A 25,144-nucleotide genomic window follows, 5' to 3' on the forward strand; every position below is an offset into this window, starting at 1 on the left:
CTGACGCCTTCAGCGCATTCCCCTGCAGCTCCGATTTCACGACCGCGGCCTTTCGTGATGCGGAGTGGAGCTGAGCGCCACCAACCCGAACCAGTAGTCCAGTTTGCGTCCGCCATACACCGGGATTTCCGCAACTTCAAAACGCAAGGATTGCGGCACCATCTCGGCTATCGCGCGGGCCGTGTCCTTGACGTAAACCTCCATCTGACAACTGCCCGCCAAAAGGGAAAGTTCTTGATCACAAAGCCAAGTACCATCGTCTGGCCTGCCGCCAGCGCTGGCACAGTGGCGAAATCGGTGAAATCCACTCCCGATTCGCACCTTAGGTTCTCCCCTTCTTCCCGTCGCGTGGCACAGCCTGCATCAAAGTGGACTCCTTTTGTGACGAGAACGGATGCGCGTGCAGCGCTACGTGGCCAAACCAGCCGTCCGTCTTCCTCACGCCGTACACCGGCGTCTCTGCCACAGTGAACCGGAACATCGCCGGCACGAATTCGTATTTCTGTTCCGCGGTGTCGCGGAATTGCACCTCCATGTCGTAGGTTCCCGCAAGCAGCGGAAAATCTTCGATCACGAATCCCATTTCCACCGTTTGCCCCGCCTCCAGCGGCGGAAACGTCTCCATGTCCTTCGTCACCACGCCCGTAAGCCTGTGACTGTCCAGGGTCAGGAACGACACGTAGATGCCAGGATCCTTCATTGCCACTTTTGCCGTAAACCGTGCCCGCACTTCGACCGCGTCGTAGGTCTTGATCACCGGGCTGGTCAGCGACCGGATCTGCACGTCCTGCAGGATGCAGGTGGGGGTTTCCGACTCCACCGTTTGCGCACTCGCCAGGTCCACCGTCACCAAGTACTGATCTACGACCTCATTGATCTCTCCATCCGCAACCACCCGGCCCCCGTCCAGGATGATCCCGCGCTGGCATACCTGCCGCAGCGCCGCCATGTTGTGGCTGACAAACAGGATCGTCCGCCCGCTTCGTCCCACCGCCCGCACCCGCTCAAAGCACTTCTTCTGGAATGGCGCATCCCCCACCGCCAGCACTTCGTCCACCAGCAGGATTTCCGGCTCCAGGTGCGCCGCCACAGCAAACGCCAAGCGCACGTACATGCCGCTGGAGTAGCGCTTCACCGGCGTGTCCAGGAACTTCTCGATCTCCGCAAACGCAACGATCTCGTCGAACTTGCGCGTGATCTCCGCCTTCCTCATCCCCAGGATCGCGCCGTTCAGGAAAATGTTTTCCCGCCCCGTCAACTCCGGATGAAACCCGGTGCCTACCTCCAGCAACGACCCAATCCGCCCGCGCACCTCGGCAAAACCTTCGGTCGGCTCCGTGATCCGCGCCAGTACCTTCAGCAGGGTGCTCTTCCCCGCCCCATTGCGCCCGATAATCCCCACCACCTCGCCTTCGCCGATCTCGAAGGAAGCGTTGCGCAGCGCCCAGATCGTCCCGTCCCCATTGCCTTCCGCCTTCGTTGTCGGGTCCCGGTGAAAGGGCGCGCTCAACCGCTTCATCAGCGCCTCTCGCAAGGAGTTAGTGGGACGCTCGCCCAGCCGGTAGCGTTTGCCGAGCGCTTCACAATGAATCGCGGTAGTAGCCATGCGAGGGTTCAGGAGTGATCGCGATTATACAACGCGTCGTCCGCAAGCCGTGAGCAGCAGCCGATGCTGCAATTGATTCCCAGCAAGAATTCTCAATCCATGTCAGCCTGTTCACGCGGATTAATCGAGCCGAGTTAACGTTCCTTCTTCAAATCCTGCTCGGCTTGCCGCACGTGCTCCAGCCTGCCGAGGTCGCGCCAATAGTATTCATCGGCGCGGAAGGCAAGAATCTTCTCTCCCTGCCCTGCCAGGCGCAGATAGGCGTCGACGATCGAGAAGATACCTTCTTCCCTCACCTTGCCAAAAATGCGCGGGGAGATAACGTGGATGCCGGAAAATGCCAGCGCTCGTGGCCGCTCTGAAGGCCAGACCAACTCGGCTCTTCCATCTTGCCCCGCGCGCCGCCCGCAAAGCTGAAGCTGCTCGCCGAACAGCAGGTAGCGAGAGGTTTCCCGCTCTTTTACCGCCAGCGTCGCCAGGGCCTGATGGTCACGATGAAACTGCACCATGCGGCGCAGGTCAATCGTGCTGATCACGTCCACATTGTGCAGGACGAACGGTTCGTCAAGCCGGTTGGCGTCGTCGAGAAAAAACCAGGCGGCTTTTTTCAGTCCACCGCCGGTGTCGAGCAACACCTCCTCGCGCGACACTTCGATCCTCATGCCGAAGTTGCCGTTCTTTTTCAGGTACTCGACGATCCTCTCGGCGAAGTGATGCGCGTTGAGGATCACTTCGCAGAAGTCGAAGCTGCGCAGGCGGGTGAGCGTGATCTCCAGCAGCGTGCGGCCGGCAACTTCCACCAGCGCCTTCGGCCGGTCGTTGGTGAGCGGCCGCAAGCGCGTGCCCAGTCCGGCGGCCAGAACCATCGCTTTCATCGCTCCATGGGCTCCAACCCAAGGTGCCGCACCACCACCTCAATGCTGTCTCTGCCGCGCAAGTGCTTCGCTAGCGCTTCCGCGCAGTACACCGAGCGGTGCTGGCCGCCGGTGCAGCCGAACGCCACCATCAGGTTCTTGAATCCGCGGCGTTGGTACGAGCTCACGCTGGCATCCACCAGCGCTATGACGTTGGCGAGAAACCGGTGCACGCTCTCTTGCCGGTTGAGATATTCAATCACCGGCTCGTCTTTGCCGGTCAAAGCCTTGTAAGGCTCTTCGCGCCCGGGGTTCGGCAGGCTGCGGCTGTCAAAAACAAATCCGCCGCCATGCCCGGTCTCGTCTTTCGGCGGTCCGCCGCGGTGGAACGAGAAACTGAAGATCCGCACCGTCAAGTTTTCCGCTTCCGACGCCACGCTCCGCAGTTTTTCCGAACCGAGCATGCTCTGGAACGCGGCCGTCAGGGTCGGCAACGCGATCGGCAACTCAACGTTGTGCAGCAGCCAGCGCACGTTTTTCAGCGCATACGGCACGCTTTGCAGGAAGTGCGGCTTGCGCTCATAAAACCCGCGAAATCCATACGCTCCCATGGCCTGCATGATGCGGACGTAGACGAAGGCATAGTAGTGCTGCATAAACGCTGGGCGGTCGAGCGCGATGAACCCCGCCAGCCGGTCGAGATAATGATCGAGCAATTGCTGGCGCAATTCCGGCGGCAGATCGGCCTTGGCATCGTACAAAAGCGACGCGATGTCGTATTGCAGCGCGCCCTTGCGTCCGCCCTGGTAATCCAGGAAGTAGGGGTTGCCGTCGCGCAACATGACGTTGCGTGACTGGAAGTCGCGATACAGAAAATAATCGCGCTCGGCGCTCCACAGGAATTTCGTCAAGCGCCCGAAATCGTCTTCCAGCGCCTGCTCATTGAAGGGAATCCCGGCGAGCCGGAGGAAATAGTATTTGAAATAATTCAGGTCCCAGGCGATGGACTGGCGATCGAAGCTCGCGCGCGGGTAGCACACCTTGTAATTCAGATCGCGCCCGGCCTCGACTTGGAACCGCGGCAACAGGGCGGCAACCTTGCGGTAAGCTTCCACCGCCTGGGGCGCGATCTCGTCGCCGGCCCGATTTTTCGAGATAAATTCGAACAGGGTGGTATCCCCCAGGTCTTCTTCCAGGTACGCGCCCTGACTTAGATCCTCCGCATAGATTTCCGGCACCGGCAAACCGTGCCGGCGAAAATGCCGGGAGAACTCCAGGAACGCGACGTTTTCTTCGCGCACCTCGTACAGAATTCCAACCGCGCTATGTTTGTCGCTGCTCAGCCGGATGACGTTGCGCCCCGAACCGCCGAGCTGCCCCTGCAGCGGCTGCACCCGCTCCACCGGCGAGTGGAAGAGTTGCTCGAAAAGTTTCTTGAGAACTTCCATGCAGCTATTTTCAACGATTCAATTGCTCTGAGAGCCATCGCACGCCAGCGCAGGCGCCCTGTGCACAGCGGTTCGATCCTGCGATTATCTTGCGTTCACCCCGGCCGGCTCTTTCGCTCCGCACTCTCTCTCACGGTAGTACCTGGTAGTGAGTGGTCATCCCGGACGTCATGTGGTCCGACACATGGCAGTGAAACATCCAGATACCAGGGTTGTCCGGAACCATATCGGCGGTCACGAACGTAGCCGGCGATAACGGCAGAATATCCGTGCGCTGCCCGGCAACGGTCACCACATTGCCGTGCCAATGCGGCGTGTGGAAGTTGAAGCCATCTCCCATGGACAGCAGGTACCAGCGCACATGCTCCCCTACCTTCATCGTCATCATAGGGCCGTTTCCGTACATGTAGCCGTTGATCGTGGCCTTGTGGTTCACGATGGCAAACCCCCGGCCCAGCACCAGGTGTGCATTGCCGTCGGGATCGGCGGGCACTGCCTCCAGTTTGTCGATGGATTTCGGATCGCCCGCATAGGTGTCGATGTTGTGCCGGAGGTACGGGCTCTGATTCTCGTCAATGATCATGAACAGAGCCGCGAATTCGCGATCCACATCTTTGGGGCTGCCGTCGGGACGGGCCATGCCTCGGCGCGTAATCACCATCGGACCAATCAGGCCGGCATTCACATCCTTCGGTTCGTAATTGTGCGAGTGATACAGCCAGACGATGGAACTCGGGTCGTTCGGTCCCGGCCCCGCTCGCTCCGGCACTTCCCAGGTGTAGACGTGGGTCTGGTGAGGCGGCACCAGGCCGGTCTGCTCCATTGTCATGTCCGGATAGGGCGCACCTTCCGAGTCTTTCTTATACGACACGCCATGCGGATGCATACTGTACGGCTGCGATGCGTTGTTGCGGAAAACGACCTTGATCGTGTCTCCAACCTCGGCACGGATCAGCGGACCCATCATGCCGAGGTGCTCCCACTCCGGAGGACGCTTCTTCAGCGTGGCGAATGTCTCGTCCGTGTACTCTCGGTAGATCGCCTTGCGGTAGACCTTGCCGATCCGGTTCTTCGCCTGCTCCACAAAGATCTTGCCGTAGGCGTCGAATTTGCCCCCGCTGCTCATGTGATCTTGGTTGCTGGGGGTATAGTCCCATTCGACCTCGTCGGCCGCAATGTAGTAAGTCCGAACCTTGCCCGCTGGCACCGCCCGCTTCGCCCGGCTGCTTGCGGTCTTCGAAGCTCCCGCCAATTGTCCGCCGCTTGCGGATTGCGCACTGAGAGTAAGAGCTGCCGCCCAAACCAGCACGGCACACACAACGCCTACACGAACGTCCTTTGCCATTCGCCATCCTTTCTGGAAGCACTACGGTGGGGGAATTCTGCTCCCGCAAGACCGCCGTGCGCAAGGGGCCGACGATTTGTTCGCCAAACAAAAACGGCGCCTGCGCGTTGACCCGGCAGCGAGCCCCAGCACTGACCTGGAGCTGACCTGTATCTGTCCGGCGTGACTTTCCTGCATCCGGGGACGCCACAACGCCCTCCAATCTCGTGAGGTGGCACATGGCTGAGGTCGTATATGTCTCCAACGTCAAGATTGAGCGCAAGTCCGGACCATTGCGCGTCGCCGAGCTTCCCGGAGAGTCCCAGCCGGTAAGCTTCAGCGTGCACGGCGCCATCGCCAAGCATTACGGCATCGATATCGCACGTCTGAAGGAATCCCATGCCGCCACCATCGATTACGTGGTCGCGGCACTGGGCGGTTGAATGTTGGGCACCTTTGCCGGGGCGCTGGATGCGCGCCAGATTGATGCCAAGCATGGCCGCCTGGTAGCCGAAGTTCGGGGAGAGATCGAATCCGACGACGGCGTCCTCGTGATCCGCCGCGTGCACGTGAAATTCTTGCTCAAAGCGCCCGACACCGTGCGCGAAACCGTGGACCGCGTGCATGGTATTTATAAGGACAAGTGCCCGGTCTATCGCACCTTGCGTCCGGCCATGGAAATCACTTCCGCTTGCGAACTCGTGCCGGAAACCGGGGCCTGATCGCTTGTTGTGTGGACTTGTTCCGCCCGATGGTTCGGTCCACCGGCTGGGGACTCTGTACAGCAACAGCACCGCAGCGATCACCGCTCCTATGGCGACAAACGCTCACGTGCGCCTGTGTCGCCGCTCACCGCTTGCTGTGACGCGCTCGCGCTTAGCAGGTTCACGAACAGCCGCACCGCGCCCGGCACCCCCGCCGGCAGTTGGCGGAAGAACGCGTACCCCGTGTAGATATAGAATCCCTTCCCGTACGGCGCCACCAGCAGGCCACCCTCACGCGCCGGCTCCTCCGGGTCGTGCGACGACAGCAGCGGCTTGAAATGCGGGTCCCACGAGCCCATGAAGTAGAGTCCGCGCTCCTGCACCCATCCCTTGAAATCGCCCTCGCCGATCCGGTTCGGCGAGCGGAATATCGGGTTCGCCGCATCCAGAATCTGCACTGGCGCTTCCTCCACCGTGACCCGCTCGTAGCTGAGCGACGCCGGATACGGCGTGAAGTGTCCGGCGTTAAACACGCCCATCGAGGCGTTGTACTGCACCAGCAGGGTGCCGCCGTTGTTCACGTAATCGAGCAGCCGCCGGTTGTACGCCCGCACATCGGTGCGCACATCGTAGGTCCGGATGCCGAGCACGATGGTGTGAAACCGGCTCAGGTCGCCCGATGCGAGGTCCCCCGGCGTGATCATCTCCACCTGCACCCCCAGTTGCTGCAGCACGGTCGGGATGTCGTCGCCCGCGCCCATGATGTACCCGACGCGCAAATTCGCCGGCGCCATCACGTCCACCGCGCTCACCTTTTGCTCCGCCGGCCGGTAATAATAAAAATCGCCGATGTCGCGCCGCCCGATGATCTCGTAGCCTTCCGCGTACTGCTTGCCGTCGTACTCGAGCACCGCCCGCAGCGGAAGAACTCCCTCCCGCATCTCCGCCGGCGTAACATGGAACGTGTAATGCTTGGATTCGCCGCCCGCGCTGAATTCGGCCGGCTGCGATTCCGGCGTGACTCGCCATCCCCTCGGCGCATGCAGGCGCACCGCTCCCTGCGTCACGCCGTTCACGTTGTTACGAACTCCAACCGTGACCGCGATTGCGCCATCGCGATGCGTGGAAGTCACCTGTACCGGCGGATCCACTTCGATGGCAAGCGGCGGCCCGACCGCCAGCGGCCTTTCCGACTGCCCATAAGTCGGATCAATGAACTTCACCTTCGCCACCGAAGATATGCTGCCCGTGTTTTCGGCCAGCTTGAAGGACGCGTGCGCCTGGACCGGCCACGGCGGCAGTGGCAGCGTCGCGTACAGCGGATCGTCAATTGTGTACACCGCCTGTAGCGGGTCGTCGCGATGCCAGTACGGCCGTGTGTAACGCGCATCACCGGGAACTGTGACCTGGAATTGCGCCCACGCCTGCTCGTTGGACGCCAGCGTGCGCAGTTCCGACTTCACCTTCGTCGCTTGCCATCCCGCCGGAAGCTCCAGTTCAATGTCCTTCGCCGTGATCGTCTGCCGCCCGCGGTTGTAGAGCCGCGCCGTCACCGTGAATGTCTGGCCCGGTACCGCCATTTGAAACGTCTCTTCCTGACGAAAGAATCCGAAAAACGACTGTTGCCGTTCCGCGTCAACTGACGCATCCAACTCCATCCCGAGCGCCAGATTGGCTGCTTCCTCAAGCTGCCGCTGCTTGGTCCGCAGGTCCGTCAACACTTTAGCTTTGCCGGCCGGCGATAGTTGAGCAGCGTTCACTTGCTCGATCAGCACATTGATCTGCTTCAGCCCCGTGAGCAGTGGCGCAGCCGACGGCGACGGATCAGTCGGTTTGAACGCCGCCGCGGCATCGTCCACCGCCTTCGCGATTGCCGCCAGTGCAGGCCGCAGAAATGGCGCGTTCCCCTCTTCGCTGCCCAATCGTGCAGCAATCCCGGGTAAGGTTGTGTCAATCCCGTCGAAAAATCCGTTCTCCATCGCCGCACCCGCCGGCAGCACCGAGTCCACCAGCCTGTATGTGCGAAACAGGTTTCCCGGCGGGTTGTAGAAGCCGCCGACTCCCTGCGACATCTGGTGCTTCAGCCCCTCGGTGGCGAACTGCGCAAACGACGTTCCCAGGACCGGGTCATATGTGCCCACGTTCAGCCGCAGATTGGCGCCATCCTCACCGCGAATGTTGCCGATGTAGAGCTTCTTGGCCTGCCACGGAAACAGCCCTTCGCGAATCTGTTCGGGAAACCGCTTCGAATCGGCGGCGGCGCGAAATGCCTCTCGCGACAGAATGCCGGATGCCTGATGATTGCCATGCCCGTCCCGCCCGCTCCCGTCGAAGCGCGACACGATCACATCAGGCCGGAAGGTGCGGATCACGCGCACCATGTCGGCAAGCGCCGCGTCGTGTCCTCTCCACTTTTGAAACGTCTCGTCGGCGGTCTTGGAATATCCGAAATCGACCACGCGCGTAAAGCGCTGCTCCACTCCGTAAAAGCGGTCCGCTTCCAGCAACTCCAGCGTGCGCAGGATTCCAAGCTCATCCGACAGCGCCGCGCCGAACTTGTTCTGCCCGCCCTCGCCGCGGTTGAGCGTGAGCATCATCGTCTCCGCGCCCTGTCCGCGCGACTCGTAAGCGAGCATGCTGCCGTCGTCGTCGTCCGGGTGTGCGGTGGTGTGCAGTAAGCGCGCCGTGGTGCGCAGGCGGGAAAGCATCTCCACCAGCGCATTGGAACCACGGTCCGGGGCGGGAATTTCCTGCGCAATCCCCGCCCCACATGCCAGAACCACGGCGATGACAACGGTAGTCAGCCTCGACCGCAACCTGTGCGCCATCCTCTCTCCTCGGAAACAGACGAGCATAAACGAAGATGAGCCGGCGGCCGCGGGCGCTTCAGAATTCAGGTCTTCATTTGTCCGGTATAGATGGCCATCCCGACCACGGCGTCCACGCCCATGGCATCGAGGGTCTCAACCTCTTCCAGCGACCGGACGCCGCCGGCCACGATCAGCCTGCGCGAGGTGGCGGCGCGTAGCTCGCGCACGGCCTCCAGCGGGATTCCCTGCATCAGCCCTTCGGTTTCGATATGCGTATAGAGGAACCCGCCGCAGTACCTTTCGACCTCACGGAGCATGGTGATCGGCGTCACCATCGCAAGTTCGCGCCAGCCGTGCACCGCGACCTTGCCGCCGCGCGCGTCGAGCGCGGCAACGATCTGCTCCGTACCGACCGCTTGCGCCAGTTCCTTGGCGAACGCCGTGTTCACCTGCGCTCCCCGCACCAGCGCTGAACCGACAATGATCTTTTGAGCTCCCGCGGCCAGCACTTCCTGCGCCGCTTGCACGCTGCGGATTCCCCCGCCAACCTGGCAGCGCAGTCGCGACGTGAACTGCTGCAGCAACTCACGGTTGCTGCCCTTCCCCATCGCCCCATCCAGGTCGATCAACTGCACCACCGAATATCCGGTAAAGCGCTCGATCCAGTAGTCAAAATCGGAAAACTCCAGCGCCTTGCGTTCCCCCTGCACCAACTGCACGATCTTCCCGCCCATCAGGTCAATCGACGGGATCAGCACGGGAACCTCACCGAAATGGAAGCCGCCTGCAATTCCCGCTTGAGCTGGCGGATATCGTGAACCCCGAAATGAAAGATGGATGCCGCGAGTGCGGCGTCGGCGCGCCCCTCGCGCAACACCTCGACGAAATGCCCGACGCACCCGGCGCCCCCGGAAGCAATTACCGGGATCGAGACCGCGCCCTCGATGGCCGCCGTCAGGGCGCAATCGAAGCCGGCGCGTGTACCGTCGCGGTCCATCGAGGTCAGCAGAATTTCGCCCGCGCCGCGCGCTTCCGCTTCGCGCGCCCATTCCACCGCCCGACGCTCCACCGGCGTCCGTCCGCCCGACACATATACCTGGTGATGGCCGTCACCATTCGACTTGGCATCAATTGCGACCACCACCGCCTGCGAGCCGAAGCGCTCCGCAATCTCCGTGATCAGCTCCGGCCGGCGCACGGCGGCGGAGTTAATCGCGATCTTGTCCGCCCCCGCCTCGAACACCGCGCGCGCTTCCTCGAGTGCTCCGATTCCTCCCCCGACCGTGAACGGGATGAACAGTTCGCGCGCTGTCCGTCGCACCGTCTCCAGCAGCGTGCTTCGGCGCTCGTGCGTGGCCGTGATGTCGAGCAGCACGATTTCATCCGCGCCCGCTGCGGCGTGAGCGGCCGCAAGTTCGGCCGGATCGCCGGCGTCCCGCAAATTCACAAACCGCGTGCCCTTCACCACCCGTCCGGCATCCACGTCGAGGCAGGCGATGATTCGCTTGGTCAGCATTGCAAAAAATTCCTCAGCAGCCGCAGTCCCGCTTCGCCTGATTTTTCCGGGTGAAATTGCACCCCGAACACATTGTCTCGTTCCACCACCGCCGCAAATTCCCCGCCGTACTCGGTGCAGCCCACGGTTCCCTCGGCTGCCGGCGCGCGATACGAGTGCGTGTAGTAGACGAAGAACTCCGGACTCATGCCGCGCAGCAGCCGAGAGTCCGCCGTCCGCCGCACCGTGTTCCACCCCACGTGCGGCGCCTTCACCGCCGACGGGAACCGCGCGCACGCGCCGCCGAACGCTCCCAGCCCGATGACCCCTGCCGCTTCCTCGCTGCCCTCGAACAGCCATTGCATTCCCACGCAGATCCCCAGGAACGGCACACCCCGCGCGATGGCCCGCGCGATGGCCTCGCGTACACCCGACTCGGCCAGCGCCCGCGTTGCCGAAAAATTCCCTACTCCAGGCAGCACTACCCGCGACGCTGCCCCGACGACGTCCGGATCGCTGGTGATCTCGGTCACACACCCGAGGTGCGTGAACGCCTTCTGCACCGAAGCGAGGTTGCCCGCCTTGTAGTCAACAATCGTGATCACAACAGCCCCTTGGTGCTGGGCAGCATGCGCCGCAGCCGCGGGTCTCGCGAGCACGCCACGCGCACCGCCCGCGCGAACGCCTTGAACAGCGCCTCGATCTTATGGTGGTTCGACCGTCCGTACATCACCTTCACGTGCACATTGGCGCGCGCGCCCCGCGCGAACCCTTCAAAGAAGTCGTGCACCAATTCCGATTGCAAGTCTCCCACCAGAGGAGTGCGCACCTTGGTTGCAATCACCGCCTGCGACCGCCCGCCGAAATCGACCGCCGCCAGCCCGAGCGTCTCGTCCATCGGCATTAGGAAGTACCCGGCGCGCAAAATTCCCCGTTTGTCTCCCAGCGCGTTATGGAACGCCTCGCCCAGCGCGATTCCAACGTCCTCCACCGTGTGATGCTGGTCCACATCCAGATCACCTTGTGCCGTGAGCTCCAGGTCGAATCCGCCGTGGCGCGCAAACAGCTCCAGCATGTGGTCGAAAAACCGGATTCCGCTGGATACGCGATACCGGCCGCTCCCTTCCAGCCGCAGATGCAAACGGATGTCGGTCTCGTTCGTCTTGCGGTGAAGATTTGCCGTTCTCATGCCGGCACCTCGGCGGCGCGTTTGCCCTCGCGAGCGTATTCGCGCAACGCGGCGATCAGCGCGTCCATGTGGGTGTCGGCTCCCACGGTGATGCGCACGCATCCGGCGCACCCTGGGTCGTTGTTGCGGTCGCGCACCAGGATTTTCCGCTGCCGCATCGCCGTGACGAACCTTGCGCGCGCGGTCCCGAACTGCGCGAGTACAAAATTTGCCTGGCTGGGCCAGCATTTGATCCCCAGCGCGCCCAGTTCGTCTTGCAGCCGCGCCCGCCCCCGCCGCACCGCCTCCGCATACGCGCTGACGTACTCGCGATCCGCAAGCGCCGCCGGCAAACATGCGAGCGCGACTCCATTCACGTTGTACGGGGACGCGATTCGCCGGACGAACTCCATCTGCTCGGCCGGCCCGGCGAGCACGCCCGCGCGCAGCCCCGCCATGCCGTACGCCTTCGAGAACGTGCGCGCGATGAACAGGTTCTTGCGGCGGCTCACCTCGCCGATGAGGCTCCGTCCGTAAAATTCGAAGTACGCTTCGTCAATCAGCACCGCGGCCGCGCTCGCGCGTTCGGCGATGGTAAGCAGGTCGTCGGCAGATGCCGCGGTCCCCGTGGGATTGTTCGGATTTGCGATCGCGATCAATCTCGTCCGGCCAGAAATCCGTTTCAGCGCCTCGCCCGTCGGGAAGCGAAAATCCTCACCAGCCGGCACGCTCACCACCTTCGCTCCCGCTGCCGACGCGTACACCCGGTACATCCCGAACGTCGGTACCACCACGATCGCCTCGTCGCCCGGCTGCAGATACGTCTCGCACAACAGGTGGATCGCCTCATCCACTCCATTCGTGAGCGCAACTTCCGCTGCCGAAAGCCCGAGCCATCCGGCCACCACGCGCTCCACCGGCTCGCGCTCCGGATAACGCGTCAGTTCCTCGGCGCTGATCGAGCGCAGGCACTCGACCACTCGCGGCGAACATCCGACGGTGTTCTCGTTAAAGTCCAGGCGCAGCCCGCTTCGTCCGCTCAGCGGCGGGTGGTATTGCTTTACGCCCGCTACGCTTTCTGACGGCCTAAGCATGGGCGCACCTTGCGCGAACGGATTCCGCATGTGCCACCAGGCCTTCAGCACTCGCCAGCGTCTCGACCACGGCTGCTGCGCGCTCCAAGCCCGGCTGCGATACCTCCTGCACGCTGATAATCTTCACGAAGTCCATGACGCTCAGGCCGCCGCGAAACCGCGCCGAGCCGCCGGTCGGCAGCACGTGGTTCGGCCCGCACGCGTAGTCGCCGAAGGCCTGCGGCGAATAGTCGCCGACAAAGATCGACCCCGCGTTCGTGATAGCCGACACATCCTCGCGTGACACCGTGATGTGCTCGGCGGCAATCTCGTTCGCGATCCCCAACGCCTCAGCCCTGGATTTCGCGACAAGGATCACGCCGTTTCTCCGGAGCGACTCCTCTGCCGTACCGTTTCCCCGCGCTGCGCGCCGCACCGCCTGCGCCACCGTGCGCGCGAGGCTCCCGCACGACGTGACAAAAACCGCGATCGCCTCGGCATCGTGTTCCGCCTGCGCGACCAGGTCGGACGCGATAAATGCGGGGCTGCCGTGGTCGCTGACAATCACCACCTCCGTCGGTCCCGCCACCATGTCAATCGCGCAATCGAAGGCGACTTGTTTCTTCGCTTCGGTTACAAAACTGTTCCCCGGGCCCACAATCTTGCTGACCCGCGGCACGCTCTCCGTACCGTAGGCAAACGCCGCGATCGCCTGCGCGCCGCCGATACGAAGGAGTTTCTCGACTCCCAGCAGCGCCGCCGCCGCCAGCGTTTCGCGCGCCGGCCGGGGCGAGGCGACCGCGATGCGCGCCACTCCCGCCACCTGCGCCGGGATCGCCGTCATCAGCAGCGAAGACGGCAACGGATATCGCCCGCCCGGCACGTAGCACCCGACCGAATCCAGCGCCCGGATCACCTGCCCGACCGAGACTCCCGGCTGGATTTCGCGCGTGAACTTGCGCGGCATCTGCCACTCGCAGAACTGGCGGATGTTTCGTGCCGCCTTCTCCAGCGCAACGCGAAATTCCCGCGACACCGACGCGAGCGCTTCCTTCATTTCCGCGCCCGACACCTCGAGAGCCTGGCCCTTGGCCAAACCGTCCCATCGCTTGGAATGGGCCCGCAGCGCTGCGTCACCTCGCCGGCGGACATCGCTCACAATGCGTTGTGCCGTTTTCGCTGCCCTTAGATTCGGCTGCGTGGCGCGGCGCGCCAACCGCTCCACCTCCGCCCGCAGACTGCGCCCACGCACGATCCGCATCACACCACCACCTTGTTCAGCGGATACTCCACGATTCCCTGCGCATTGGCCGCCTTCAGCCGCGGGATCACGTCGCGCACCACGCTTTCCTCAATGACCGTGTTCAGCGCCACCCAGTCCTCATCGGCGAGCGCAGAAATTGTCGGCCGCTTCAAAGCAGGCAAGACGGCAAGCACGGCGGCAAGATCCGCCTTCTGCACGTTCAGCATGAGCCCGACCCGCCCCTGCGCCGAGATCGCTCCGCACAGCATGAGCGCGATGTTCTGGATCTTCTGCCGCTTGGCGTTGTCCTGCCACGCTCGCGTATTGGCGATGAGCTGCGTGTTCGATTCCAGTACCGTGTCCAGAATCCGCAGCCGGTTCGCGCGCAGCGAGCTCCCCGTCTCGGTGACTTCGACAATCGCGTCCGCCAGCATCGGCGGCTTCACCTCGGTGGCGCCCCAGGAAAATTCCACTTTCACCGGAATGCCGCGCGCTTCGAAGTAGCGGCGCGTCACGTTCACCAGCTCCGTCGCCACGATGCAATCCGCCAGATCCTCGGCCCGTCGGAACGGCGACTCTTCCGGCGCCGCCAGCACCCAGCGCACCTTCCCGCGGCTCTGCTTCGCATACACCAAGTCGGCCACCGTCACCACCTCCAGCCCGCTCTCGATCACCCAGTCGTGCCCCGTCAGGCCGGCATCCAGCGCGCCGTGCTCGACGTAGCGTGCCATTTCCTGCGCGCGGATCAACATGCATTCGATTTCGGGATCGTCGGTGCCCGCGAAATACGAGCGCCCGTTCGCATAGATCTTGAACCCCGCCCGGTCGAACAACTGGATCGTGGCCTCCTGCAGGCTTCCTTTCGGTATTCCCAGTCGGAGTTTCATCGCGCACCGCCATCGCTTGCCGGCGCCAGCCGCCTGGTGAAGCAGGAGCGCGTCCCCTCGTGGCAGACCTTGCCTTCGCCCTCCACCTGCACCCGCACCAGCAACGAGTCCTGGTCACAATCCGTGGTGAGCGCCGTCACCTTAAGGCGGTTGCCGGAGGTTTCCCCCTTCGTCCACAACTTCCCGCGGGTGCGGCTGAAGAAGGTCGCGTAACCGCAGTCGAGCGTGATTCGCAGCGCCTCCCGGTTCATAAACCCGAGCATCAGGACCTCCCCGGTCGCGTCGTCCTGCACGATCGCCGGCGCCAGGCCCTGCATCTTGTCGAAATCGATTTCCACCATGTTCTCCTCGCCAAAATGAAAAGGCCCGCTGAGGTTGTCAGCGGGCTAGGTCTTTAGAATTGCCGGTTGCTTAGCTGGAGACCTCCGCTGACACGTTTTCGCCGTGGCGATGATGGTGATGGCGATGGGTCAGCGAAGTCATATTCGTCACAATCATACGTGACGTATCCCTGCTGTCAAATGAAAAAACACGGGCAGACAAGGTCGCGTCTTCGGCGTCAGAACCCCCCGGGTCAATGATGCACTGACCACGTCGCGCCCCCGTCGGCGGTCGTCCAAGTTTCGCCTTCGGTAGTGGTCACCGCGCCGTGCTGCGCGTCGCTGAATTCCACGCGCGCGATGTCGGACTCCAACGTCGCGTCGCCTGCCGTCACCACGATGCGGGTCCACATGCGCCCGTTGTCCGGCGAATGATAGAGCGCGCCGCCCGCGCCCCCAGCCCACAGATCGTGGCCCACGGCGGCCAACGTCCGGAACGTAGGCGTTGATGCGCCGACACGCACGAATTGCCACGTTCGCCCGGCGTCGGTTGAGCGTTCCAGTGTGCCCTCGGCGGAAACGCGCCAGTGCATCTGTGCGCTCAACGCCGTTTTCATTATCGGACTGCCCGCCTCCTCCGATGCAGGCGCAGTAGCGCGGCGCGCGCCGGCCCGGCCATTCAGTACAAACTTATCCTTGCCCTCGGTCTTGACCTTCTGCGCAGCCACCGCATCCGTTTGTGCCATCACCTCCGCCGAATCACGCGCGCTGCCGGCTTGGGACGCAGGCGCAATCGCCTGCTGCTGCTTCGACTGTTCCATCGCCGCCACGCCCCCAATCGGCGCGTTTGCGCTTTCATTAATTGGCGCTCGTGGCGCAGGCGCCGCCATCCCGGGCGCCTGGTCGTGCGCCTGCGATTGCGCTGCCTCATTGCTCTGCACGACTCGGTTGCCATGAGCTGGAGCCGCGTTCGCCATCACGCCAGAGATCGCATCCTTCTTCTTGTCGGCTCTGATTTCTGCCCGACCCGAGAGGCGCGCAGTGCGGCTCTCCTTCTCCAGCACGCGATCTTGCGCCGGCGCTGGGCCTTTCGCATCAGCCAACGTCTCTTCGGCCCGCTTCCGCTCCGCCGGCTTAGCAACCGACTCTTCACTCGCGACTTTCGTGACCGACACCGTCCGCCGCGAATTCTGCACCATGACCGCCGCCGCGACCACCACCACCGCCGCCGCGACTCCCGCCCAGCGCAACATCGGCCAGCGCGCCCACCGCGTGCCACCTGGAACCGCAGCGGGCGCAGCCGCCGGGACCTCCGGCGATGCCAGCGATACCGCCTCGCGACACGCGCTGCACGCACTCAAATGCGCCAGCACCTGCGCGCGCTCGCGTTGGGTCAGTGCGTCCTCGGCAAATGCGGCGAGCAAATTGGCATCCGGATGTTCTCCTGCCGCCGGCTGCTGCAGCCGCTGCCTCACGAATTTGGGTAACTCGCTCATCTCATCTGCTCATTCCCACCGACGCGCCCGCCTCCACCATAGAACGTCGCCTGCTGACTTTCTTGCGCCAGCCGTGCGCGCACGTCCACCTGGACATCGCGAACGTCCGCCTCCAGCGCCTCTTCCGCCTGGCGCTTGCTCATCCCGCGAGCCGTCAGTCCGTTGCGGACTCGCTTCCTAACCGCGGCCGTGAGCTTCTCCACTCTGCGGCTGATCGTGGATTCATGCACGCGCAGCGTCTTCGCGATCTCCGCCAGTGTCCTGCCATCGAGAAAGTATGCCGCCAGCACGAATCTCTCTTCCGCATTCAACTGCGCCAGCGCTTCGTCGGTCGCCGCTTCCAGGCGCGGATCAACCGCAACGGCAGCCGAAGGCGCCGCCGCTGCAAACTGCACGCCCTCTTCGTCCTTCTCCTCCAGGCTGACCAGGCGCCGCTGGCTGCGATAGCGGTTAACGAACTCTTGCGCCAGCACCGTGCGCAGCCATCCTTCCAGCGATCCGCGCCCGGTGTACGACTCCAGCTTCGACACCCTGCGCCCCTCGCGCGTCGTCGTGCCGTACAAGTCAGCGTACAGCGAATCCGCCAGCTCGCGCCCGGTGGCATCGTTTTTCGCGATCCGCAGTGCCGCCTCGTACAGCTTCTCGCGAAAGCGGATGAGGAAATCCTGCCACGCGCGCTCGTCGCCCGCGGCGCATGCGCGCGCCAGCGCTAACTCCTCCACCCGCAGGCTGACCATCAACTCGCGCGTTTCCTCCGCCGTGGCCTCAGCCGGTAGATACCTGGCGGCGATCCCTTCCAGCACGCGCGCGAAATCCAGCGCCGACATCCCGTAGCGCGCACCGCCGCTGCGTTCAAACAATTCCGCGATCAGCGGCTCCCTACCCGCCAGAAACGCGCCCGCCGCCTCGGATTGGCTACTCCCGCTCATAACGATGATGGCTGGATGGTACCAAAACATCTGCCGCTCGGCTCCACCGCGCCGCTGCAAATTTTCTTCGCAAGTGGCGCAACTCGCATCGTTCTTCCGCCAGCAGGACAGGCGAGGCACAGTGCCGCCAGTCCAGCCAAGGAGAACGGACATGCCCCGCAAACTTGCAGCATTTATTTTCGTCCTCGCCGTGTCGCTGGCCGCCCTCGCCGGCGAGGTAAGCTCCGGCTACAAAGTGCTCTCGCCTATCAGCCACGGTAATCTCACCATCTTTCCAGTCGTCGCTCCCAGTACGCACGACACCTCCGCGTTCATGACCCTCGACGAAGGTCTTCGCTCCGGCGACGTCATCGTCAGCGAAGCCGGACGTATCCAGCCGCTCATCCGCCGCGGTGGCCGCCCGATTCCCGCCGGCGGAGGCGAGGTCAATCGCCTGGTGCTGATCAACAATTCCAGCCGTCCTCTGCTCCTGCTCGCCGGAGAAATTGTCACCGGCGGCAAGCAGGATCGCGTCATCGGCAAGGACCGGCTCGTCCCCGCACATAGCGATCCCGTCGATCTCAGCGTTTTCTGCGTCGAGCCCGGCCGCTGGACCGAGGTTAACGCGAACTTCAAGGGCATGACCTCACAGATGGCGCAGCCCAGCGTGCGTGCCAAGGCCATGGCCGATAAGGACCAGCAGAAAGTCTGGAACGAGGTGCGCAATTCCGCCGCTGTCGCCGGCCGCTCCGTTCCCGCCCCCGCCGCTGCGGAAATCGCCGGCACCACTTCCTACGCCCGCGTCATGGATAACTCCGAAGTCAAAAGGCAGGTGGACGAAATCGCCGCGCCCGTGCAGCGCGATTATCAGGGCCTCATCCGCGATCTGCGCGCGCGCAACGCCGTGGGCGTCGTCGCCGCTGTCGCGGGTCGCCTCGTTTGGGTGGACATTTTCGCCAGCACTTCGCTGCTGGAAAAATACTGGCCGAAGTTGGTGCGCTCCTACGCCGCCGAAGCGATGCCGATTCGCGCGGTTGCACCCGTCCGGGTGGACGTTCGCACCGCGCAGCAGTTTCTCGACGACATGGACGGCCGCCGCCAGGTCTCCGAGGTCGAGCCGGGCGTCTTCCGCCAGACCGAAATTTCTGGCGATGGCTTCAAGGTCTTTGAACTGACCTCGCTGTTGCCCAAGACCGGCTTTGACCTGCACCTCGCCAAAGCCGCCGAGTAATGGTTGTTGGTAATTAACCTTGTTTCTGAAGGGCGCGGCGGAACCCATCCCGAGCGCGGTCGAGGGAGCCGCGCCTTTCCAAGCCGCACAGCCGAAAACCGCTTTTTTGCGACCTTTCTCCCGGCGCGCGCTCTAAATCGTGGAGGAGGAGAGCCATGTCGGAACTCGCCAGCCTCACCTGCGTGCCCTGCCGCGGCGGCGTACCCGCGCTGAAGGGAAAAGATCTGGAAGAGATGAAGCGCAAACTTCCCGGCTGGGAAGTCATCAACGAGCATCACCTGCACAAGGCCTTCACCTTCCCCGACTTCGTCAAGGCCCTCGCCTTCGTCAATCGCGTCGGCGATCTCGCCGAGCAGCAGGGGCATCATCCCGACATCTTCCTCACCTGGGGCAAGGTCGAGATCGCCATCTGGACGCACGCGATCGACGGCCTCACCAAAAGCGACTTCATCCTCGCCGCCAAAATCGACCAGCTCTACAAATAGAGTTTAAGGACTTGCGAAGACTCTAACGGAAGGTTCGAACGCAGCAGCTTGTCATGCCGAGCGCAGCGAGGAATCTGCTTTTGCCAACGCCCGACCGCCTCACACGTGCCCATTCCCGCCCGACTTCTGCCGTGCCTTCACCGCCCGGCGCAAGCTGGGCAGAATGCCCTCGTAATACTTCAGCAACGCCTCCACCCGCTTAGGCTCCGACCGCATCGCCAGCAGCTTCTGCTTGAAATCCAGATCGAACGGCATTGACCCCGCCACCATGAACGACAATTCCTTCTCCGCCAGCGGCGGCGCCTCCGCCGTTGCGCCCAGCAAGCGCAGCGCCTCCGTGTGGATGTCGATCAGCCGGGCGCTCCGCTCTTTTTGCGGTGGCTCCGGCTCATCCACCAGGTACAAAACCTCCGCGCGATAGAAACTGCGCTCGGTGTTGATGTCCATCACCTCGAAGCGCTCCCGCCCCTCGGTCACGATGTCCATGCGCCCATCTTCGTACTGCTTGGTCACCGCAACGATCTCGGCCGTGCAACCGACGCTCGCCACGCCCTCCGCTGTCCCGCGCACCATCCCGAATTTTTCCTTCGTCTCCAGCAACTCCCCGATCATTTCCTTGTAGCGCGGCTCGAAGATGTGCAGCGGCAGCGCCGCTCCGGGAAACAGCACCACGTCGAGCGGGAACAAGGGCAGAAGGCGGCTCACGCCGCCATTGTATCGAATCAGTGCGCGCGCAATGCCCGCCGCCGGCCAGACAAAAATGTGCGCTGACAGCAGAACGCGCCTGGTTCGGGCCCTTGGATGTTTGCGCGCTCCAATCCGCGCGCACGCCCCGCCCTGCACCTTGCGTTACCATGGATGCGGTGGGGGCTGCATGGCTGCCGTCAACGTCCTTCTCATCTCGACCTACGAACTCGGGCGCCAGCCTTTCGGCCTCGCCTCTCCCGCCGCCTGGCTGCGCGCCGAAGGCGCCGAGGTCTCCTGCCTCGATCTCTCGCAGCAAGATCTAAGCGAAGCGCAAGTCCGCGCCGCCGACCTGATCGCCTTCTATCTCCCCATGCACACCGCCACCCGCCTCGCGTTCGCTGTCATCCAGCGCGTCCGCGCGCTTAAGCCCAACGCTCAAGTCTGTGCTTACGGACTGTACGCGCCACTGAACGCCGATCTTTTGCGCCAAGCCGGCGTCGGCGCCATCTTCGGCGGCGAATTCGAGCCCGCCCTGACCGAAACCGTGCGCGCCCTCACCCATGACGGCCGCAAACTCCCGCCGCAATCCCGACCCGACATCTCCCTCGACCGCCTGCAATTCCGCGTGCCCGACCGCACCGGCCTGCCCGGGCTCTGCCAGTATGCGCGCCTCGTTCTTCCCGACGGCTCGCTCCGCACCGTCGGCTACACCGAGGCCAGCCGCGGCTGCAAGCACCTCTGCCGCCACTGCCCGATTGTGCCCGTGTACCAGGGGAGATTTCGTATCGTGCAACGAGATATTGTGCTCGAAGACATACGCCGCCAGGTCGCCGCCGGCGCCGAGCACATCACCTTCGGCGACCCCGACTTCTTCAACGGCATCACCCACGCGCTCGAACTGGTGCGCGCCCTGCACCGCGAATTCCCGCGCCTCACCTACGACGTCACCATCAAAGTCGAGCACCTGCTCAGGCACGTCGCCGATCTCCATTTCCTGCGCGACACCGGCTGCGCCTTTGTCACCTCCGCCGTCGAATCGCTCGACGACCGCGTGCTCGCCCTCCTCGACAAGGGCCATACTCGCGACGATTTCTTCCGCGTCGTCGAACTCTTCCGCCACACCGGCCTCACCCTTGCCCCGACCTTCGTCGCCTTCACCCCGTGGATCGCTCTAGAAGGCTACGCTGAATTTCTCGAGACGATCTCCGATCTGAATCTCATCGCGAACCTCTCCTCCGTGCAGCTCGCCATCCGTCTCCTGATCCCCGCCGGCTCGCGCCTGCTCGAACTTTCCGAAGTGCAGAAGATCATCGGGCCCTTCGACCAGGCCGCGCTCAGCTACCGTTGGGGCCATCCCGATCCGCGTGTCGACGCCCTGCAGCGCGAGATTCAGAGCCGCGTCCAGACGCTCACCGCCGTCGGCCACGGTAGGCGCAGCATCTTCGAAAACGTCCGCCGCCTCACGGCCGAGTTCACCGGCGCCGCCGAACCGTCCCGCCTGCCGCTAACGCCGGCAACGCCATCACGCGCCACTGTGCCCTACCTCACCGAGCCCTGGTACTGTTGAGCCGAGCCCACCACGGGGCAGTTGGCCCCGCTCTGACCGGATGCCACCCTTATCTCGCCCGGTTCTCTAGGCGAGATAGGGTGGGGTTTTTCCATCTATCTATAAGCCCCTTCCGTTCCACTGCCTGTAACTTTCCCGCCCCGCGCGTCATCTCATAGCGTGTAAGTGCTAGCATTGAGTCAAGGTGTGGGAAATTCATGCTGATCAAAAAGGCCACAGACATCCGCTCCTCCGAAATCACTGGTAAGAGTCTTTATCTTGACCGCCGCAAGTTCCTGGCGGGCGCAGCGACCCTCGCCGGCGCCGCTGCCATCGGTGCCGCCTTCCCGCTGCCTGCCGAAGGGGGCGAGAAACTTCCCGGCGTGGTGAAAGGCCAGTTCAATACCGACGAGAAGCAGACTCCCTACAAGGACATCACCAACTACAACAACTTCTACGAGTTTTCCACCGACAAGTACGAGCCCGCGGGACTGGCCAAGAACTTCCGCACGCGCCCCTGGACGGTGAAGGTCGAGGGCATGGTGCAGAAGCCCAGGACCTACGACATCGATTCCCTGCTCAAGCTGGCCACGCTGGAAGAGCGCGTCTATCGCCATCGCTGCGTCGAAGGCTGGTCCATGGTAATTCCCTGGGTCGGCTATTCCTTCAGCAAACTCATCAGCCAGGTCGAACCGCTGGGCAAGGCCAAGTACGTCGAGTTCACCACGCTCGACGATCCCGCGCAAATGCCGGGTGTGCGCTACCGCGTGCTCGATTGGCCCTATACCGAAGGTCTGCGCATGGACGAAGCGAATAATCCGCTGGCCCTGCTCACCTTCGGCCTTTACGGCGAGGTGCTGCCCAACCAGGACGGCGCGCCGGTGCGCATCGTGCTGCCGTGGAAGTACGGATTCAAGAGCTGCAAATCCATCGTTCGCATCCGCTTCATGGACAAGCAGCCGGCGACCGCATGGAACAAGGCCGCGCCCAACGAGTATGGCTTCTATTCCAACGTCAACCCCAACGTCGACCATCCGCGCTGGAGCCAGGCCAAGGAACGCCGCATCGGCGAATTCTTCAAGCGCTCCACGCTCATGTTCAACGGCTATCAGGACCGGGTGGCGTCGTTGTATTCGGGAATGGATTTGAAGAAGTACTACTGATCGCGTCGGTAGAAACAAGAACCGCACGGGCTGGGTTGAAGGTTGAAGCAAGAACCGCGCAGCGATGTCATCCTGAGCGAGCCCCGCGCGATGAGCCTGACACTAACGAGGTCGCAGGGCGGCGCGAGTCGAAGGACCCCATGGCAACAGGAGTCGAGCGACCTGTATTGCTCATCCAATACTCGAATCCTAGAACTTGGCACTGATGCTCGAGCCTGAATCCTGGTGAAAGTGAAAAGCCTCAAAGTCGTCGTTTCCTTCGCCGCCCTCATCCCGCTGGCGCGCCTGGGCTGGAAAGGCTACCAGCACATGCTGGGCGCCAATCCCATTGAAGTCATCACCCACTCCACCGGCGACTGGACCCTCATCTTTCTGATGCTGACGCTCAGCATCACGCCCCTGCGCAAGCTTACCCGCCAGCACTGGCTCATCCGCTTCCGCCGCATGACCGGCTTGTTCGCCTTCTTCTACGCCAGCCTGCACTTCACCACCTACATCTTTCTGGACAAGTTTTTCGATGTGAATGAGATGTTGAAGGACATCGCAAAGCGGAAATTCATCACCGTTGGCTTCACCGCGTTCGTGCTGTTGATCCCGCTGGCGCTGACTTCGACGCAGGGCATGATCCGCCGCCTGGGGAAGCGCTGGGTGACGCTGCACCGCCTCATCTACATCAGCGCCATCGCCGGCGTCATCCACTACTGGTGGTTGGTCAAGGCCGACGTCCGCAAGCCCGAGTACTACGCGCTGGTGCTCACCATCCTGCTCGGCTATCGCCTCCTCGCCACTCAGCGCAAGAAGGCTGCGCCGCCTCTTCGCCCCACCGCTACCCGCCGCCCTGAAGTCGTGGCCGGAGACTAAAGACATGTGGCGCGGGCGCCCTCGCCCGCGACGTTCCAAAACCCGAAGGTGCTGCTTCAAACGTAACTAGCGATTGCGCCTCTCTCTAGTCCACACTGCCGCATATTCATTCATTAGCGTGAGGTGTCTTTGCGATTCCATCATGGCCTTTGCCTGCTGTCGCTGCTTTTTCCTTTTCTTATTTCTGGCCAGGAGAGCAAACCAAGCGACGCGGTAATGCAATCGCTGCGCCAGGAACTCGACCGCTCCTTCAGCGCTCTGAAGCGGGAGCCCACTCCTCCGTACTTCATTTCCTACCAGTTGGAGGACAACCAATCGTTCCATGTGACTTCTTCCTTCGGTGCGCTGACCGCCAGCCGCGAGAAGCGGACTCGGGTGCTGGACATCGATTTGCGCATTGATTTGCGCATTGGCGAATACAAACGTGACAGCAGTCACAGCCCCATGTTTACCGGCGGGCGCTACGGCCAGTTTCGTGGCCAGATCCCGATCGAGGACGCCGCCGACGCTTTGAAAGTCGCCCTGTGGCTGGAAACGGACCGCAACTATAACGATGCGGTACAGCGCTTCGAAGCCATGAAGACGAACCGCGAACTCAAGGTCGCCGAGGAAGACGACTCGCCCGACTTCTCTCCAGCGCCGGCGCAAAAATATTCTGAGGTTGCCGAGCCGTTGCGCTTCGACAGCGCCGCCTGGGAGGAAAAGGTTCGCCACTACGGTCGCCCCTTCCGCAAGAATGCCGATATCGTCGACGCCGACATTACTGCCAGCGCCGAGCTGTTGACCCGACGCTACGTCAATACCGATGGCGCCGAGATTCGCACTTCCACGCCTCTCTACAAGCTGGACATCTCCGCCTCCATACGCGCCGAAGACGGCGAAATTCTTCCGCTCCAGCAGATGTTCATGTCGTTCGCCCCAGAAGGTCTACCCAGCGACGACGTTGTGCTGGAAACCGTCTCAAAGATGATCGACACTCTGTTGGCGCTGCAAAAGGCGCCGCTAGCCGAGGCCTATACGGGTCCCGCGATTCTCTCCGGCCGCGCCAGTGCGGTATTTTTTCACGAGATCTTCGGCCATCGCATCGAGGGCGCGCGGCTTAAGAACGACGACGACGCGCAAACCTTCAAGAAGAAGATCAATCAGCAGGTGCTGCCCACATTTCTCTCCGTGTATTCCGATCCGACCCTCAGCCATACGGGCACCTTCGATCTGGTTGGGCACTACCCGTTCGACGACGAAGGCGTGAAGGCGCGTCGGGTGACCGTCGTCGACAAAGGCATATTCAAGTCGTTCCTAATGTCCCGTTCGCCCATGGCTGAGTTTACCGCCTCCAATGGTCATGGACGCCATCAACCGGGATACCCCGCGTCTGCGCGACAATCCAATCTCATCGTCGAGGCCTCGCAAACCATTTCCCGTGCCGAGTTGAAGAAAAAGCTAATCGAGCGCATCAAGGCAGCCAAGAAGCCCTACGGAATGCTCCTGGAAGACATCAAGGGCGGCGTCACCTTTACTTCACGCAGTATGCCGAATGCGTTCAGCGTCATGCCGACCCTGGTCTACCGCATCTACCCCGACGGCAGAGAACAACTGGTTCGCGGTCTTGACCTGATTGGCACGCCTTTGATCGCGTTCAGCAAAATTGTCGCTGCCGATAACGAGCCCGGCGTATTTGACGGGATTTGCGGCGCCGAATCCGGCTGGGTGCCGGTGTCGGCGGTAGCTCCGGGGGTGCTCCTCGAGCAAATTGAGGTGCAGCGCAAAGAGAAATCTCAGGAACGCAAACCGATTCTGCCGTCCCCAGTTGCGCTCGGGAACTAAGCCGAGATCGT

The 25,144-nt window shown here is 62.8% G+C and carries 25 protein-coding genes; 8 read left to right on the forward strand and 17 right to left on the reverse strand.

Features of this window, described 5'->3' with window-relative positions; genetic code table 11:
* Window positions 1-36: 36 nt before the first annotated feature.
* From LAN64_04605 to LAN64_04625, 5 genes are all read right to left on the reverse strand, one after another.
* Window positions 37-204 carry a hypothetical protein gene (locus tag LAN64_04605; GenBank protein ID MBZ5567115.1) on the reverse strand — a complete coding sequence of 56 codons (168 nt, stop codon included), beginning with the start codon at window positions 202-204 and terminating at the stop codon, window positions 37-39.
* A gap of 118 nt (window positions 205-322) precedes the next feature.
* A complete protein-coding gene (locus LAN64_04610) occupies window positions 323-1,606 on the reverse strand; it encodes an ATP-binding cassette domain-containing protein (protein ID MBZ5567116.1) in 1,284 nt (427 codons plus the stop codon).
* A 134-nt stretch (window positions 1,607-1,740) separates the two neighbouring features.
* The gene (locus LAN64_04615) at window positions 1,741-2,481 is read right to left on the reverse strand and encodes a nucleotidyltransferase family protein (protein MBZ5567117.1); all 741 of its coding nucleotides are present in this window, start codon (window positions 2,479-2,481) and stop codon (window positions 1,741-1,743) included.
* Window positions 2,478-3,908, reverse strand: coding sequence for a phosphotransferase (locus LAN64_04620; protein ID MBZ5567118.1), 1,431 nt, complete (start codon window positions 3,906-3,908; stop codon window positions 2,478-2,480). Before LAN64_04620 ends, LAN64_04615 begins: the two co-directional genes overlap by 4 nt.
* A 130-nt stretch (window positions 3,909-4,038) precedes the next feature.
* Window positions 4,039-5,253 carry a multicopper oxidase domain-containing protein gene (locus LAN64_04625; protein MBZ5567119.1) on the reverse strand — a complete coding sequence of 405 codons (1,215 nt, stop codon included), beginning with the start codon at window positions 5,251-5,253 and terminating at the stop codon, window positions 4,039-4,041.
* A gap of 218 nt (window positions 5,254-5,471) precedes the next feature.
* Here LAN64_04625 and LAN64_04630 point away from each other — a divergent pair, with 218 nt between their 5' ends.
* Both LAN64_04630 and LAN64_04635 read left to right on the forward strand, forming a co-directional pair.
* Complete coding sequence (locus tag LAN64_04630; GenBank protein ID MBZ5567120.1) at window positions 5,472-5,675, forward strand: hypothetical protein; 204 nt, start codon at window positions 5,472-5,474, stop codon at window positions 5,673-5,675.
* Window positions 5,676-5,954 (forward strand): OsmC family protein, encoded by a 279-nt coding sequence (locus tag LAN64_04635; GenBank protein MBZ5567121.1) that lies wholly within the window; start codon window positions 5,676-5,678, stop codon window positions 5,952-5,954.
* 89 nt (window positions 5,955-6,043) lie between these two features.
* Here LAN64_04635 and LAN64_04640 read toward each other — a convergent pair whose 3' ends face one another.
* The 11 genes from LAN64_04640 to LAN64_04690 all read right to left on the reverse strand — a co-directional run bounded on the left by LAN64_04640 (window position 6,044) and on the right by LAN64_04690 (window position 17,510).
* Window positions 6,044-8,764 (reverse strand): PIG-L family deacetylase, encoded by a 2,721-nt coding sequence (locus LAN64_04640; protein ID MBZ5567122.1) that lies wholly within the window; start codon window positions 8,762-8,764, stop codon window positions 6,044-6,046.
* Between the two features lie 65 nt (window positions 8,765-8,829).
* Complete coding sequence (locus LAN64_04645) at window positions 8,830-9,504, reverse strand: 1-(5-phosphoribosyl)-5-[(5-phosphoribosylamino)methylideneamino] imidazole-4-carboxamide isomerase (protein ID MBZ5567123.1); 675 nt, start codon at window positions 9,502-9,504, stop codon at window positions 8,830-8,832.
* Complete coding sequence (gene hisF / locus LAN64_04650) at window positions 9,498-10,262, reverse strand: imidazole glycerol phosphate synthase subunit HisF (GenBank protein MBZ5567124.1); 765 nt, start codon at window positions 10,260-10,262, stop codon at window positions 9,498-9,500. Before hisF ends, LAN64_04645 begins: the two co-directional genes overlap by 7 nt.
* Window positions 10,256-10,846, reverse strand: coding sequence for an imidazole glycerol phosphate synthase subunit HisH (gene hisH, locus LAN64_04655; protein ID MBZ5567125.1), 591 nt, complete (start codon window positions 10,844-10,846; stop codon window positions 10,256-10,258). The genes hisF and hisH overlap by 7 nt, the downstream gene beginning before the upstream one ends.
* Complete coding sequence (gene hisB / locus LAN64_04660) at window positions 10,843-11,430, reverse strand: imidazoleglycerol-phosphate dehydratase HisB (protein MBZ5567126.1); 588 nt, start codon at window positions 11,428-11,430, stop codon at window positions 10,843-10,845. The genes hisH and hisB overlap by 4 nt, the downstream gene beginning before the upstream one ends.
* The gene (gene hisC / locus LAN64_04665; GenBank protein ID MBZ5567127.1) at window positions 11,427-12,503 is read right to left on the reverse strand and encodes a histidinol-phosphate transaminase; all 1,077 of its coding nucleotides are present in this window, start codon (window positions 12,501-12,503) and stop codon (window positions 11,427-11,429) included. Before hisC ends, hisB begins: the two co-directional genes overlap by 4 nt.
* Window positions 12,496-13,743: a histidinol dehydrogenase gene (hisD, locus tag LAN64_04670; protein MBZ5567128.1), complete on the reverse strand. Its 1,248-nt coding sequence runs from the start codon at window positions 13,741-13,743 to the stop codon at window positions 12,496-12,498. The genes hisC and hisD overlap by 8 nt, the downstream gene beginning before the upstream one ends.
* Window positions 13,743-14,612, reverse strand: a complete 870-nt coding sequence (gene hisG / locus LAN64_04675) for an ATP phosphoribosyltransferase (GenBank protein MBZ5567129.1) — start codon at window positions 14,610-14,612, stop codon at window positions 13,743-13,745. The genes hisD and hisG overlap by 1 nt, the downstream gene beginning before the upstream one ends.
* Window positions 14,609-14,953 carry a phosphoribosyl-AMP cyclohydrolase gene (gene hisI, locus LAN64_04680; GenBank protein MBZ5567130.1) on the reverse strand — a complete coding sequence of 115 codons (345 nt, stop codon included), beginning with the start codon at window positions 14,951-14,953 and terminating at the stop codon, window positions 14,609-14,611. Before hisI ends, hisG begins: the two co-directional genes overlap by 4 nt.
* A 233-nt stretch (window positions 14,954-15,186) precedes the next feature.
* On the reverse strand, window positions 15,187-16,428 hold the full coding sequence (locus LAN64_04685) for a zf-HC2 domain-containing protein (GenBank protein MBZ5567131.1): 1,242 nt from the start codon (window positions 16,426-16,428) through the stop codon (window positions 15,187-15,189).
* Window positions 16,425-17,510, reverse strand: a complete 1,086-nt coding sequence (locus LAN64_04690; GenBank protein MBZ5567132.1) for a sigma-70 family RNA polymerase sigma factor — start codon at window positions 17,508-17,510, stop codon at window positions 16,425-16,427. The genes LAN64_04685 and LAN64_04690 overlap by 4 nt, the downstream gene beginning before the upstream one ends.
* On the opposite strand from LAN64_04690, the gene LAN64_04695 reads away from it, so the two are divergent.
* Window positions 17,509-18,567: a hypothetical protein gene (locus tag LAN64_04695; GenBank protein MBZ5567133.1), complete on the forward strand. Its 1,059-nt coding sequence runs from the start codon at window positions 17,509-17,511 to the stop codon at window positions 18,565-18,567. The two genes, LAN64_04690 and LAN64_04695, sit on opposite strands and share 2 nt — an antisense overlap.
* A 155-nt stretch (window positions 18,568-18,722) precedes the next feature.
* Window positions 18,723-19,052 carry a 4a-hydroxytetrahydrobiopterin dehydratase gene (locus tag LAN64_04700; protein MBZ5567134.1) on the forward strand — a complete coding sequence of 110 codons (330 nt, stop codon included), beginning with the start codon at window positions 18,723-18,725 and terminating at the stop codon, window positions 19,050-19,052.
* A 99-nt stretch (window positions 19,053-19,151) separates the two neighbouring features.
* Here LAN64_04700 and LAN64_04705 read toward each other — a convergent pair whose 3' ends face one another.
* Complete coding sequence (locus LAN64_04705; GenBank protein MBZ5567135.1) at window positions 19,152-19,757, reverse strand: LON peptidase substrate-binding domain-containing protein; 606 nt, start codon at window positions 19,755-19,757, stop codon at window positions 19,152-19,154.
* 169 nt (window positions 19,758-19,926) lie between these two features.
* Here LAN64_04705 and LAN64_04710 point away from each other — a divergent pair, with 169 nt between their 5' ends.
* The 4 genes from LAN64_04710 to LAN64_04725 all read left to right on the forward strand — a co-directional run bounded on the left by LAN64_04710 (window position 19,927) and on the right by LAN64_04725 (window position 25,133).
* Window positions 19,927-21,306 carry a radical SAM protein gene (locus tag LAN64_04710; GenBank protein ID MBZ5567136.1) on the forward strand — a complete coding sequence of 460 codons (1,380 nt, stop codon included), beginning with the start codon at window positions 19,927-19,929 and terminating at the stop codon, window positions 21,304-21,306.
* Window positions 21,307-21,503: 197 nt separating this feature from the next.
* Window positions 21,504-22,448, forward strand: a complete 945-nt coding sequence (gene msrP, locus LAN64_04715) for a protein-methionine-sulfoxide reductase catalytic subunit MsrP (GenBank protein ID MBZ5567137.1) — start codon at window positions 21,504-21,506, stop codon at window positions 22,446-22,448.
* A 309-nt stretch (window positions 22,449-22,757) separates the two neighbouring features.
* On the forward strand, window positions 22,758-23,309 hold the full coding sequence (locus tag LAN64_04720; protein MBZ5567138.1) for a sulfoxide reductase heme-binding subunit YedZ: 552 nt from the start codon (window positions 22,758-22,760) through the stop codon (window positions 23,307-23,309).
* A gap of 216 nt (window positions 23,310-23,525) precedes the next feature.
* The gene (locus LAN64_04725; protein ID MBZ5567139.1) at window positions 23,526-25,133 is read left to right on the forward strand and encodes a TldD/PmbA family protein; all 1,608 of its coding nucleotides are present in this window, start codon (window positions 23,526-23,528) and stop codon (window positions 25,131-25,133) included.
* The last annotated feature ends 11 nt before the right edge of the window (window positions 25,134-25,144 follow it).

The sequence above is a fragment of the Terriglobia bacterium genome, assembly GCA_020073185.1.
Lineage (GTDB): Bacteria > Acidobacteriota > Terriglobia > Terriglobales > Acidobacteriaceae > JAIQGF01.